We start from the raw sequence: 13,559 nt of genomic DNA, 5'->3' as shown, positions 1-13,559 counted from the left end.
CTGGTCAACACCAAGAAATCAGGTGGCTGGACAGGCAGGAATGCCTGTCCCCCGGGTTTAAAGCCAGGCGAATCGGAGAGTCCGGAGGACAGGCATTCCTGCCTGTCCCTTTGCCGACCCCAAAATGGAGCTATGGCAAAGCCCCAGGGATGTTCACGAAATCAGGCCTTTGGCGGCAGCAGCTCGGCGAGGGCGTCCTGGACCTGCTTGAGCTTGATGGGCTTGGACAGGACGATGCCGCGGCATCCTTCGGGGAGCCGCTCCTGGAGCGACCCCTGGCGGGGGCCGAGGAGGAGGACGAGGGCCAGGGAGTTGCCGTCCTCGTCCGCGCGGTCCTGCATGTCGGCGAGCGCGTCCATGCCCTCCGGGCCGATGCCGTCGACGTCGAAGAGGACGGCGTCGGCGGGCTGCTCGCGGTAGCGTTCGGCGGCACGCTCGGCGTCGCCCACGATGAGGGGGCGATAGCCCATCTTGGCGAGCGACTTGCGGAGGGCGTCCTGGATCTCGGCCTGGGTCTCGACGCAGAGCACGGTCGGGAGGGCCGGTGACTTGACGCGCTCCTGGGACGATCCGGATTCGGCGGCCTCGCCTCCATCCCGCGCGGCCGCGTCGCTCGGCGGGGCGGCAGCGACGGCCTGCTCGGCGGCGGGGCTGAGGAAGACGTCCTCGTAGGAGATCGCCGGCCCCTCGTACTTGCGGGCGAACTCGCGGGCCTCGGCGGCGGCGGGGTCGACGCTGGCCTGGTAGTCCTCGAGCGCCACGACGACCTCGTGCATGGTCTGGTATCGCGCCTTCAGGTCGATCTTCATCATCCGGTCGATGATCGCGGCGAGGGCCTCGGGCGGGGCATACGGGTGGTCGCCGATCGGCCGGATGTTGCCGAACGACCGCTTGAGCATCTTCTTGAGGGGATCCTTGCTCTCGGAGTCCTCGAGCGGGACCTGGCCGGTGATCATGTGATAGAAGACGCAGCCCAGGAAGTAGATGTCCGAGCGGGGATCTCCCTTGGGGCTGCCGCAGCTCCGCTCCAGGGCCGAGTAATCGACGGTCCGCTGGCTGGTGACGCCGTGCTTGGAATCGTCCCCCTCGATCGTCGCCAGGCCGAAGTCGACGAGCTTGGCCTCGCCCGAGTTCGAGATCAGGACGTTGGTGGCCTTGAGGTCGCGGTGGGTGACGCCCTGGTTGTGGGAGTACTCGAGCCCGCGGGCCAGGCCGAGCATCAGGGGCATGGCCTGGTCGGCCCCGACGCGCGTGCGGGCCCGGAGCAGCTCGCGGAGGTTCATCCCCTCCACGTACTCCATGATGATGAAGTGGCGGTTCTCCTGCTGCCCCTGGTCGATGATCCGGACGATGTTCTCCTGGCGGAGCCGCATGCCGGCCTCCGCCTCCTTGTGGAAGCGGCTCACGGCATCCGGGAGCGAGGCCAGGCGGTTCCGGAGCGACTTGATGGCCACGGGGGCCCCGGAGTCGTTCTGCCGGCCCCGGTAGACCCGCGCGAAGGTCCCCTCGGCCAGGAAGAACATCGCCCGGTAATTGCCGAAGAAGAAGCTCGAGGCGTCATTCTTCTTGAGGCGTTCGAGCTGCCAGCTCGTCAACCACCCCTTGCGCATGCAAACCCGCAGGAGCGCCTCCGGAGAGCCGTCATCGGCCTCCGCGCGGGCCTCCCTGAGCTGGTCGCGAGTGATCATCCCGATCAGGGGCAACTGGTCCACGACCGAAGCGAGCTCGAGTTCCGGCATGGCACGCGGGTCCTGATCCTCGGGGGAGCGGGGGGACTGGCCATCGGACGCCGATCTCCGGCACGGGGGGCGGATGCCCGGCGGTGGACCTGCTCCACTCTACCCGATCCCGGTGGTGGGGGGACCACACCGTCTCGCAGCCCCTTCCGGACACTACGGCCCGACGCCGCGGCAGTGACGGGCCGGCCCGAAGTTACCGAGGATCGACGCCAGGATGTCCATCCAGATCATCCCCCCCGCCGCGGAATTCCCGAAAAAAATTTAAGTGTGACACCCTGGATGTCACCGTCGCGAGTTAGGTTGCTCTCGTGGGACCTGACGCAGCCGCTCCCCCCCCAGCCATCCCCGAAAGACGCCGCCGGACCGATGCGGCGACAGGACGAGACCCTCTCCAAGGCGTGGCCACCCGGGCCAGACGATCCCCAACTCGGAGACACGAGGAGACAACGAGGATGTACCAGATCAAGGCAGAAACCGGCGCCGCATCCGCCGCCAAGGGCACGCTCCCTTCCTGCTCCGAGTGGACCAACCGACGAGCGAGCGAGCAGGCCTCGAGGGCAGCCCGGGCTCGCCAGGTGAGCGGCCGGCGGCGATTCGTCGATCCGACCACCTGCGAGCGCGACTACTCGGAGGCCGAAATGGAGTTCATGATGGCGATGAACGAGTACAAGAAGGCATCCGGCCGGATGTTCCCCACCTGGAGCGAGGTCCTCGAGGTGCTCCGGACCCTCGGCTATGAGAAGGTCCCGGGACTCACCTCGATCGATCAGCCGGCGGCGATTCGGCGCGAGGCGACGCTCGTCTGAGCGGGTCGAGCCGGCGGCGATCCGGGCCGGCCGGCCTGCGGCCGCGGGGCAGGGGGGCGACGGTGACCCGCCGTCAGCGACGGTTGACAGCCGGCGGCGGACACCCTATCGTGAACGCGACTCGTACCCGGCCGTCCGGCCGATTCCGGCCGGATTATGCCTCCCCCACCTGCGTCCCGGCCCGCGCCGAAGTCGACATCGTAACCGAAGACGCCCCATGACTGTACGCACCCGGTTCGCTCCCAGCCCCACCGGCTTCCTCCACATTGGCGGGGTGAGGACGGCCCTTTTCAACTGGCTCCTGGCACGCCACCACGGGGGCCAGTTCCTGCTCCGGATCGACGACACCGACGCCGAACGTCATGTCGAGGATGCCGTCAAGAAGATCCTCGACGGATTCCGCTGGATCGGCATCGACTGGGATGAGGGCCCGGAGGCCGGCGGACCGCACGGGCCTTATTTCCAGTCCGAGCGGAAGGATCGCTATCGGGCGGCCCTCCAGAAGCTCATCGATTCCGGACACGTCTATCGGGACTATAGCACCGAGCCCGAGCGTGCCGCCGAGAAATTCGCCGCCGAGAAGGCGAAACGAGCCTATCGCTTCCGCCGCCTGCCGGCGACCGACGAGCAGCTCGCCCGGTATGAGGAGGAAGGCCGGCCCTACGCCCTCCGCTTCCAGGTGCCGCTGGGGCGGACCCTGGTCCTCCACGACCTGATCAAGGGGGACGTCTCGTTCGCCACCGACGAGATCGGCGACTTCGTGGTCGCCCGGCCCGACGGATCGCCGCTGTACAACTTCGCCACCGTCGTCGACGATTCCGACATGAAGATCAGCCACGTCGTCCGCGCCGAGGAGCATCTGTCCAACACCTTCCCGCAGCTCCTCATGTTCGAGGCCCTGGGCGTATCGCTGCCGGCCTTCGCCCACATCCCCTACGTGGCGGAGCCCGGCTCCAAGACCAAGATGTCCAAGCGGAAGACGGAGGAGTACGAGAAGAAGGGGGTGCTCGTCTACCTCCACCAGTACATCGAGCGCGGCTATCTCCCCGACGCCGTGCTCAACTACCTCTCCCGCCTGGGATGGAGCTACGACGGATCCCAGGAGATCTTCACCCGGGCCGAGCTGATCGAGAAGTTCACCCTCGATCGCGTCAACAGCGCGCCGGCCAGCCACGACCAGGACAAGCTCTTCTGGATCGAGGGGGAGTGGATGAAGACCCTCCCCATCGAGCAGAAGATCGCCGGCGTGCTCCCGTTCCTCAGCGCCGAGGGCCTCCTGTCGGACCCCGACGGCGACGCCGACCGGGGCCGGATCGAGGCCGTGATCCTGGCGCTGGGGGACCGGCTCAAGGTCTTCTCCGACATCCTCAAGCTCGGCCGCTATTTCTTCACCAGGGACCTGGCCTACGACGCCGACGCGGTCAAGAAGCGGCTCCGCAAGGAGGGCGTGCCCCAGATGCTCCGCGAGCTCGACGCGGTCCTCGCCGAGGTGGAGCCCTACGACCTGGCGACGCTCGAGAAGGCCGTCCACGACTACGCCGAACGCACCGGGAAGAAGATGGGCGACGTGGTCAATCCGCTCCGGGTCGCGACCACCGGCCAGGGGGTCGGCCCCGGGCTCTACGACTGCCTCTTCATCCTGGGCCGCGACGCCTGCCGGGCCCGAATCGCCGGGACGCTCGCCATGCTCGGGGCCGGCGGACAGGCCTGATCGCCGACCCATCGGGACGGCGGATGCACCCACGTTGATCGGAATGACATCCCAGAGGAAGCCCAGATGCGCATCTTCGTCACAGGTTCGATCGCTTATGATTACATCATGGTCTTCCCGGGCCGGTTCCGGGACCACATCCTCGCGGACAAGATGCACGTCCTGAGCGTCTCCTTCCTCGTCGACTCGCTCCAGCGCCGCCGGGGCGGGACCGCCGCCAACATCGCCTACAACCTCGCCCTGCTGGGGGAGAGGCCCGTCCTGGTGGGGACCGTCGGCGAGGATTTCGGCGACTATCGGAAGCTGCTGGAGGCCACCGGCGTGGACACCTCCGGCGCCAAGGTCGTGCCGGCGGAGCACACCGCCTCGTGCTTCGTGAACACCGACCTCCAGGACAACCAGATCACCGCGTTCTACCCCGGCGCCATGGCGAAGGCCGCGACGATCTCGCCGGCCGACCTGGGGGCGACCAAGGACGACCTGGTCATCATCGCCCCGAACGACCCGGCGGCCATCGGCCGGTATGTCGAGGAGAGCACGGCCGCGGGCGTGCCCTACCTGTACGATCCCTCGATGCAGCTCCCGCGGATGACGAAGGCCGACCTCGAGGCCGGCTGCAAGGGGGCGAAGATCCTGGCCGGGAACGACTACGAGTTCGGCATGATGGCCGAGAAGATGGAGATCTCCGAGTCCGACCTGCGGACGCGGACGCCGATCACCGTGATGACCCGCGGCGAGGCGGGTTCGCTGATCACCGTGGAGGGGAAGGAATTCGAGATCCCGCCCGCGAAGCCGGAGAAGGTCGAGGATCCCACCGGCGCCGGCGACGCCTTCCGCGCGGGCTTCATGGCCGGGTATCGCCGCGGCTTCTCCTGGCCGGTCGTCGGCCGGCTCGCGGCCCTCACCGCGGTCTACGCCATCGAGCACCGCGGGCCCCAGGAGCACGGCTACACGATCGACGAGTTCCTGGCCCGCTACGAGTCCAACTTCGGCACCTCCGAGGAGGCCGAGTCGCTGCGGTCGGCCGCGAAGGCCTGACGCCGCGACGGCCGCGAGCCGGGGAGCGAGCCATGCCGGTCTTCCGCCTCGGCCCGGATCCGATCTTCCCGCCGCCGGCGATGGCCGACCCCGAGGGCATCCTGGCCGTCGGCGGCGACCTCTCGCCGGGCCGGTTGATCGCCGCCTATCGCGCCGGGATCTTCCCCTGGTACGAGGCCGGCGGCCCCATCCTCTGGTGGTCGCCGGATCCTCGCGCGGTCCTCTACCTCGACGAGCTGAACGTGAGCCGCCGCCTCGCCCGGACCATCCGCTCGGGGCGGTTCGAGACCCGCCTCGATACCGCCTTCCCGCAGGTCATCCGGGCCTGCGCCGAGGTCTCCCGGCCCGGCGAGGACGGCACCTGGATCACGCCCGAGATGCAGCGGGCCTACATCCGCCTGCATGAGCTCGGCCATGCCCACTCGATGGAAGCCTGGCGCGACGGCGAGCTCGCCGGGGGCATCTACGGGGTCCGCGTGGGCCGCTGCTTCTGCGGCGAATCCATGTTCCACCGCCGGACCGACGCCTCCAAGGTCGCCCTGGTCGCGCTGGTCGCACGCCTGAGGGCCGAGGGCGTGACCCTGCTGGACTGCCAGGTGACGAGCGAGCACATGCTCAGCCTGGGCGCCCGCGAGATCCCCCGCCGCCGGTTCCTCGAGGAGCTCGAGGCCGGGCTCCGCATCGAGGGCTGAGCCTGGTCCACACCGGGTTGCCCGAGGGAGGTTCCATGGACTTCATCAGCACATTCGACATGTTCAAGATCGGCCTCGGCCCGTCGAGCTCGCACACGATGGGGCCGTGGGCCGCGGCGCGGCGGTTCCTGAAGACGCTCCGGGCAGGGGGGACGATCGACCGGGTGGCGAGGGTCCGCGTGGACCTCTTCGGCTCGCTCGCGAAGACGGGGAAAGGGCACGGGACCGACCTCGCGGTGATCCTCGGGCTCTGCGACTGGGACCCGACGAGCTGCGATCCCGGCAGGGTCCACGACGAGGTCGCGCGGGTCCGGGCCGAGTCGAGCTTGCCGCTCGCCGGCGCGCGAACGATCCCGTTCGAGCGCGGAGACAGCGTCTTTCATCTTCATGAGACGCTGCCGTTCCATCCCAACGCGTTGACCTTCTCGGCGACGCTCGACGACGGATCGACGCGCGCCGAGACCTATTACTCGATCGGCGGCGGGTTCGTCGTCCAGGAGGGGGACGACGTGGGGGCCCGCGCCGTGGCGCCGGACGTCCCGTTCCCGTTCGACTCGGCGGCCGAGCTGCTGCGGGCGTGCCGCGAGAATTCGCTGACGATCCCCGAGGTCGTCCTCCGCGACGAGCTGACGTTTCGGGACGAGGCGGCGGTCCGCGAGGGCCTGGCGCGGATCTGGTCGGCGATGCGGGGCTCGGCCTTCCGCGGGGCCTTTCGGGAGGGGATCCTGCCCGGCGGGCTGGAGGTCGTCCGGCGGGCCCCTCGCCTCAATCGCTCGCTGCTCGGCGATCGGGCGGGGGCGGCCGCGGAGGGCGCGGAGGCGTGGGTCGAGGCGGTCCGGGCGTCGGCCGGCGGGTTTGACGCGACGCTCAAGTGGGTGGCCTGCTTCGCGCTGGCGGTCAACGAGGAGAACGCGGCATTCGGCCGGGTCGTCACCGCGCCGACTAACGGCGCCGCGGGGGTCATCCCGGCGACGCTCCTCTATCGGGTCTGCTTCCACGACGGCGGCGACGATGCGATCGCGCCGTTCCTGCTCACGGCCGGCTCGATCGGCGCCGTGTTCAAGAAGCGGGCGACGATCTCGGCGGCGCTCGGCGGCTGCCAGGCGGAGATCGGCGTCTCCAGCGCCATGGCCGCGGCCGGCCTGACCCAGTCCCTCGGCGGCACCACCGAGCAGGCGCTGATGGCGGCCGAGATCGCCATGGAGCACCACCTCGGCCTGACCTGCGACCCGGTCGGCGGGCTGGTGCAGGTCCCCTGCATCGAGCGAAACACCATGGGCGCCGTCAAGGCCATCACCGCCGCCCAGCTTGCCCTCGAGGGCGACCCGGCCCGCGCCAAGGTCAGCCTGGACGCCGTGATCCGCTCCATGTGGGAGACGGCCCAGGACATGAGCGTGAAATACAAGGAGACGTCCGAGGGGGGGCTCGCCGTGCAGATTCCGGTGAATGTGGTCGAGTGCTGATGACCGGCGCCCCGAACACCGGGGAGGCCGAATCGGACGGGTGCCGAGCCTTTGGCAAGCGCAGATGGCCGCCTTTCGGCGAGTAGACGGCCCGGATAAGATGAAATGACGAAGGCTCGAGGGAAGAATCCGGAGAGCTCATGAATGCCTCGGATCTCCGCGTTCTATGGCATCTCAATTTATATGTACTATCGCGACCATGCGCCCCCTCACTTCCATGCCATCTATGGAGAATATGAAGCGATCGTGGCCATCGAGACATCGGAGGTTCTCGACGGGGTGCTGCCGCGTCGAGCCGGAGCGCTTGTCGCGGAATGGGGGCAGGCACATCGAGATGAACTGTCGGATGCCTGGGCGCAAGCCCGCGCAGGTCAACCACTGCCCATGATTGACGGGCTGGAGTAAGATCCGGAGTTAGCCGTGATTCTACGTATCCGCGAAGTCCAGGTGTGTGGGCGGCATTCGTTGAGGCTGGAGTTCAACGACGGGTCGACCAGGCGCGTCGACATCCGCCCTCTGCTCGAAGGCCCGATCTTCGAGCCGCTCCGTGATCCCGACTACTTCGCGCGAGTGTCCCTCGACGTGACCTGTGGCACCGTGGTCTGGCCGAATGGCGCGGATTTCGCGCCCGAAGCCCTCCGCGATTTGAGCGCCGAGGCCACGCCCGATTCGGCGTGCTGCTGACAGGGCTCGCCCCGATCGTTCGTGCCCATCAAGATTCGTGAGACGAGGATCATCCATGCCGGTGCTCGAGAAGGAGGAATACATCGAGCAGGCATACTTCTTCCAGAGCTTCCGCGAGCGGCTGATCGACGGCCTGCCGGCGCAGGAGATCCTCGAGCGGGTGGGGGAGGAGCTGCTCACGACGACGAGGCTGCCGCTGGCCGTCTCGTACCTGGCCACCGTGATCAAGGTGTCCGGGCTGATGTCCCCCGCCATGATCCAGATCGGGCATTACTTCACGGCCTTCCAGGCGCATGTCGTCGCCCAGGCGGAGGTCGCCCACAGCCGGTTCTCCATGGAGCAGGCGCTCCTGATCCTGGAGCGTGAGGCGCGGTACAAGGCCGGCGAGATGTCGCTGGCGGGACTCTTCGTCTTCCAGTTCGAGTCGCTCTCCCGCAACCGGCTGGGATACACCAAGGGCCTGGCCGCCATGGCCCAGGACCCCCAGTACAACGACGACTGGCGCGATTACATCCTGACGCTCCAGATGCGGCTGGGCGACGTCGACTTCGCGGACCTGATCTTCGTGCGGTCGTCGTTCTTCGTCGCCGAGCGCCGGCGGGGCGACCCGGACTTCATCCCCAAGTACCCGACGCTCTTCGGCGATCGCGAGGGGAAGATCGCGCGGGCCAACCGGGGCCGGGACCCGATGTATCTCTTCTCCGCGCTCCAGCGGCAGCTCGGCTATCCCGAGGTCCCCCGGCCGCGGCGGCCGGACGAGCTGGAGGCCCGCGTCCTGCTCCTGGAGCAGAAGGTCACCCAGCTCGAGAACCGTCTCAAGCTCGCCGAGTCCGAGATCAACCAGGACGTGGACCTCGCCCAGGTCATGGTCAAGGCCGAGTCCACGGCCGGGGTCCCCGCGGGCTGGGGCAAGAAGGCCGGCGGGCCGTCGGCACCCTGAGCCACCTTTCCTTGAGGATGCCTTTCATGAGCTGTGCGAGACGATCGGCGCGTGCGGCCCTGCTCGGCCTGCTGGCGGTGCTCTCCCGGACCTGGGCCTTGCCCGCGGCGACCGCGGACGAGCCCCGCGTCGTCCGCCAGGTGATCGACGGGGACTTCCCCGGCGCCTACCAGGTGGAGGTCGCCGACGTCAACGGCGACGGCAAGCCGGACGTCGTCGTGGTCGGGGGCTCGACGTGTGCCTGGTTCGAGAATCCCTCCTGGAAGAAGCGGATCATCACGACCGGCGGGCAGTCCCCCGGGGTGATCAGCAGCGCGACGACCGACCTGGACCGCGACGGCAAGGCGGAGGTCGCCATCGCCTACGACTTCGAGATGAACCAGCCCGCACGCGGCAAGCTCCGGCTGGCGAGGCAGGGCTCCGGCCCCGACGACCCGTGGACGCTGTTCCCGGCCCGCGACGTCCCGAGCATCCACCGCCTGCGATGGGGGGACGTCGACGGCGGCGGCGCGCCCGACCTGGTCGTCGCGCCGATCTTCGGGCTGGAGTCGAAGCCGCCCCGGTTCGAGGGGGCGGGGACGATCGAGCTGCTGCGGAACGACGGCGAGCGCGACCTGTCGCGCTGGAAGTCCGTCCCCCTGCTGAAAAGCCCCGTCATCCACGCGATCGAGGTGAAGCCGCTCCCCGGCCTGGAGGGTCGGTCGACGGTCCTCGCCGCGAGCAACGACGGGGTCTCGATCGTGGACAGCTTCCTCACCGACGGGACCGCGATCACGTTCGTCCCCCGCCGCCTCGTTGACGGCTCCCCGGGCAAGGCCCCGAAGCGGGGATGCAGCGAGGTCCACCTCGGCCGGCTCGCCGGCGATCATCCGTTCCTGGCGACCCTCGAGCCCTGGCACGGGGGCGAGGTCGCGGTCTATCCGGGGCGTGAGGCGAAGCCCGGGGTGCGGGAGTTCGGCGAGCGGACCGTGATCGATTCCACGCTCGACGACGGCCACGCCCTCTGGGTCGCGGACGTGGACGGCGACGGCGACGACGAGATCCTCGCGGGGCATCGAGGCAAGGACCATCGCGTGTCGCTCTACGATTACGACCGCGCCGCGAAGACCTGGAAGCGATCGGTCCTCGATCGCGAGGTTGCCGCCCAGGACCTCCGCGGCGGCGACCTCGACGGGGATGGTACGCCCGACGTCGTGGCCGCGGGCGGGGCGACGCACAACGTGGTCTGGTATCGATTCGTCCAGCCTTCGGCGGGGGCGGCTGGGGTGAAATGAAGTCTTGATGAAGCCGGCCGGGTCCATGTCGACAGGCCGGGCGATGGGCCCGAGAATGGTGGATCGATCCGATTCCCTCGTCGCCAGGTGTGCGGCGGGATTGCCCTCGTCGCGAGGTGTTCGTCGATGGTCTCGACTTCGCTCGGTCATAGGCTCACGTGCGGCTTGATCCTCCTCGTGACCGGTGTCCGGGCCGACACGACGTTCGCCCAGGACGCGCCGGCGGCCGCGTCCGTGAAGCCGAAGGGGGCTCGCGGGGCCTTGCTGGGCCTGGCCGGGGACGGGACGGTGCTGCTCCCCAACGGCTGGTCGCTGAAGCCGGCGGGCAAGCAATCGGCGCTCGGGGACTTCCCCGTGCAGATCGCGGTCAACCCGAAGGGCCGAGTCCTGGCCATCCTGCACGCGGGATACGGCGAGCACGAGGTCGTGACCGTGGCCGCCGGCACCGGCAAGGTCATCGGCCGGGTGGCGCTGCCGGAGACCTTCGCCGGGCTCGCCTGGTCCTCGGACGGCTCGAAGCTCTTCGTCGGCGGCGGGTTCGACGACTGCGTCTATCGGTTCGACCATGCCGAGGGGCTGCTCTCGAACCGGGCCGTCTTCCGCGTGGGAGAGCCGCAAGGCGGTCCGGTCGGGAAGTCGAAGGTCCCCGGCGGCCTGGCCCTATCCTCCGACGGCACGCAGCTCTGGGTGGCCAACGTTCATGGCCACTCCCTGATGCGGCTGGACGCAACCGCCGGCGCGGTGCTCGACACGCTGATCATGGAGCGCGACTCGTATCCGTTTGGTATGGCCTGGGACGAGTCGGCTCATCGGCTGTATGTCAGCCTCTGGAATCGGGCGGCGGTGGCCGTGGTGGACACCGAGGCGAGGAAGGTCGTGGCGACGATCGCCACCCAGGAACACCCCAATGAGATGCTGCTGGCGAAAGGGGGCAAGCTGCTCTACGTCGCCAACGCCAACCGCAACTCGGTGAGCGTGATCGACACCCAGGCCGGGAAGTCGATCGAGACCATCGGCACCGCGATCGACCCGGCCGCGCCCGCCGGCTGCACGCCGAGCTCGCTGGCGCTCACTCCCGACGGGTCTGTCCTCCTGGTGGCCAATGCGAACACGAATCACGTCTCGCTGATCAACGTGAAGGAGCCCGGCGCGAGCACGCCGCTGGGCTTCATCCCGACCGGCTGGTATCCGACCTCGGTGCGGCTCTCGGACGATGGCAAGACGATCTATGTAGCCAATGGCAAGGGGCAGGGCTCCCGGGCCAACCGCGACGGGCCGGACCCGGTGCATCATGCGCCGGCGGCCAACCTGCGGGAGTACATCGGCGGCCTCTTGCGGGGGACGCTCTCGGTCTTGCCGATGCCCGGCCCGAAGGAGATGGCGGCCTACTCGAACACGGTCTACGCCTGCAGCCCGGTCCGCAAGGGGGCCGCGGCGGCGATTCGCGGCGAAGCCCCACCGGCCGGCCATCCGATCCCGGGCCGCGTCGGCGACCCGTCGCCGATCAAGCACGTCGTCTACATCATCAAGGAGAACCGGACCTACGACCAGGTCTACGGCGATGTCCCCGGCGGCAACGGCGAGCCGAGTCTCTGCCTCTTCCCGGAGGCGATCACGCCGAATCATCACGCGCTGGCGAAGGAGTTCGTGCTCCTGGACAACTTCTATGTCGACGGCGAGGTCAGCGCCGATGGCCACGAATGGACGATGGGGGCTTACGCCACCGACTTCGTCGAGCGGACCTGGCCGCTCAGCTACCGCGGCGACCGCCGGGCGCCCTATCCGTCCGAAGGGGCGCTCGCGTTGGCCACGCCCGCCGGCGGCTACCTCTGGGACCGCGCCGCGGAGAAGGGCGTGAGCTACCGGAGCTATGGCGAGTTCGTCAAGAACTCGGAGGTCCCGGGAGCCCCGGCGACGACCGGCGTGAAGGCCCTGCAAGGGCACTTCGACCCGCTCTATCGGTCGTTCGACATGGCCTATCCGGACGTCCGCCGCGCCGGGCGATTCCTCCAGGAACTGTCCGAATTCGAGAAGTCCGGCGAGATGCCGCGGCTGATCGTCATGCGGCTGCCCAACGACCACACCGCCGGCACTCGCCCGGGCCTGCCCACCGTGATGGCCTGCGTGGGCGACAACGACCTGGCACTGGGGATGGTCGTCGAGGCCCTGAGCCGGTCCCGGTTCTGGAGGGAGACTGCCATCTTCGTGATCGAGGACGACGCCCAGAACGGCTCGGACCACGTCGACGCCCACCGCACGGTGGCCCTGGCGATCAGCCCCTACATCCGCCGCGGCACGATCGACTCCACCATGTACAGCACGTCGTCGATGCTCCGGACCATGGAGCTGATCCTCGGGCTCGAGCCGATGAGCCAGTTCGACGCCTCCGCGCGGCCGATGTTCGCGGCGTTCACCGAGCGGCCGGACTTCCGCCCCTACCTCCGCAGGCCGGCCGGCGTGGACCTGAACGAGAAGAACACGCGAGATGCCCCCATGGCCGAGGTCTCGGAGAATCTCGACCTCGAGATCGAGGACCGTGCCGACGACCTGGTGTTCAACGAGATCATCTGGAAGGCCGTGCGCGGGGCCGATGCTCAGGTCCCCCCGCCGGTTCGGGCGGCGTTCGTGGTGCCGCGATGAGGGAAGGATGGTCGGTTCGCTCTTGGCGGCGAGGTTGAGGGCATACAATGGGCCTGATGGCCCAACCCCCTCCCCCCAGAGAGCTCCACGATGCCAGGCACCCCGGACCGTCCCGCCGTGCTCCTGATCGCCCACGGTAGCCGCCATGAGCCGGCGAACCAGGAGCTCGAGGACCTCGCGGATCGTATGAGACTCGAGGGAAGCCACGCGATCGTGGAGGCGTGTTTCCTCGAGCTCGCGGAGCCGGACATCGCGGCCGGAGGGGCTCGGTGCGTGGACAGGGGAGCGAAGCTCGTCCTCATGATCCCCTACTTCCTCTCCTCCGGCGTCCACCTGCTGCGCGACCTGACCGCGGCGCGGGATGCGCTGGCGAAGCGATTCCCGGGGGCGGAGTTTCGGCTCGGTCCTCCTCTGGGGCCGCACCCGCTCCTCGACCAGCTCGTGGCCGTGAGGGTTGCCGACCTGGAATCCGGTCGGGCCGGGGCGATTGTCGTTGCGCCAGAGGTGTCAAGGCGTTACGCGACGGATCAGGCCGAAGGTTAGGGGACGGCCTGGTCCGATCGTCCGGGACG

Annotated in this window: 12 protein-coding genes; 11 read left to right on the top strand and 1 reads right to left on the bottom strand. The window is 68.8% G+C overall.

Annotated features, from left to right (window positions below; all coding sequences use genetic code 11):
* Window positions 1-161 precede the first annotated feature (161 nt).
* Window positions 162-1,739, bottom strand: coding sequence for a protein kinase domain-containing protein (locus G6O54_RS35130; RefSeq protein ID WP_165235055.1), 1,578 nt, complete (start codon window positions 1,737-1,739; stop codon window positions 162-164).
* A gap of 452 nt (window positions 1,740-2,191) precedes the next feature.
* Here G6O54_RS35130 and G6O54_RS37560 point away from each other — a divergent pair, with 452 nt between their 5' ends.
* The 11 genes from G6O54_RS37560 to G6O54_RS35075 all read left to right on the top strand — a co-directional run bounded on the left by G6O54_RS37560 (window position 2,192) and on the right by G6O54_RS35075 (window position 13,530).
* Window positions 2,192-2,545, top strand: coding sequence for a hypothetical protein (locus G6O54_RS37560; protein ID WP_205679144.1), 354 nt, complete (start codon window positions 2,192-2,194; stop codon window positions 2,543-2,545).
* A gap of 217 nt (window positions 2,546-2,762) precedes the next feature.
* On the top strand, window positions 2,763-4,256 hold the full coding sequence (gene gltX / locus G6O54_RS35120) for a glutamate--tRNA ligase (RefSeq protein WP_165235051.1): 1,494 nt from the start codon (window positions 2,763-2,765) through the stop codon (window positions 4,254-4,256).
* Window positions 4,257-4,322: 66 nt separating this feature from the next.
* Window positions 4,323-5,294 (top strand): carbohydrate kinase family protein, encoded by a 972-nt coding sequence (locus tag G6O54_RS35115; protein WP_165235048.1) that lies wholly within the window; start codon window positions 4,323-4,325, stop codon window positions 5,292-5,294.
* A gap of 32 nt (window positions 5,295-5,326) precedes the next feature.
* On the top strand, window positions 5,327-5,986 hold the full coding sequence (gene aat, locus G6O54_RS35110) for a leucyl/phenylalanyl-tRNA--protein transferase (RefSeq protein WP_165235044.1): 660 nt from the start codon (window positions 5,327-5,329) through the stop codon (window positions 5,984-5,986).
* 35 nt (window positions 5,987-6,021) lie between these two features.
* Window positions 6,022-7,449, top strand: coding sequence for an L-serine ammonia-lyase (locus G6O54_RS35105; RefSeq protein ID WP_165235041.1), 1,428 nt, complete (start codon window positions 6,022-6,024; stop codon window positions 7,447-7,449).
* A 144-nt stretch (window positions 7,450-7,593) separates the two neighbouring features.
* On the top strand, window positions 7,594-7,854 hold the full coding sequence (locus tag G6O54_RS35100) for a DUF4160 domain-containing protein (protein ID WP_165235037.1): 261 nt from the start codon (window positions 7,594-7,596) through the stop codon (window positions 7,852-7,854).
* 15 nt (window positions 7,855-7,869) lie between these two features.
* Window positions 7,870-8,133, top strand: coding sequence for a DUF2442 domain-containing protein (locus G6O54_RS35095; protein WP_165235034.1), 264 nt, complete (start codon window positions 7,870-7,872; stop codon window positions 8,131-8,133).
* A gap of 55 nt (window positions 8,134-8,188) precedes the next feature.
* Window positions 8,189-9,073 carry a hypothetical protein gene (locus tag G6O54_RS35090; protein ID WP_165235031.1) on the top strand — a complete coding sequence of 295 codons (885 nt, stop codon included), beginning with the start codon at window positions 8,189-8,191 and terminating at the stop codon, window positions 9,071-9,073.
* Window positions 9,074-9,099: 26 nt separating this feature from the next.
* A complete protein-coding gene (locus tag G6O54_RS38290) occupies window positions 9,100-10,347 on the top strand; it encodes an FG-GAP repeat domain-containing protein (protein ID WP_250847234.1) in 1,248 nt (415 codons plus the stop codon).
* A 126-nt stretch (window positions 10,348-10,473) separates the two neighbouring features.
* Window positions 10,474-12,987, top strand: coding sequence for a bifunctional YncE family protein/alkaline phosphatase family protein (locus tag G6O54_RS35080; RefSeq protein ID WP_165235028.1), 2,514 nt, complete (start codon window positions 10,474-10,476; stop codon window positions 12,985-12,987).
* Window positions 12,988-13,077: 90 nt separating this feature from the next.
* A complete protein-coding gene (locus G6O54_RS35075; RefSeq protein WP_165235025.1) occupies window positions 13,078-13,530 on the top strand; it encodes a sirohydrochlorin chelatase in 453 nt (150 codons plus the stop codon).
* The last annotated feature ends 29 nt before the right edge of the window (window positions 13,531-13,559 follow it).

Source organism: Aquisphaera insulae (assembly GCF_011064615.1).
Taxonomy (GTDB): Bacteria; Planctomycetota; Planctomycetia; order Isosphaerales; family Isosphaeraceae; genus Aquisphaera; species Aquisphaera insulae.
This window is presented reverse-complemented; position numbering and strand designations above follow the sequence as displayed.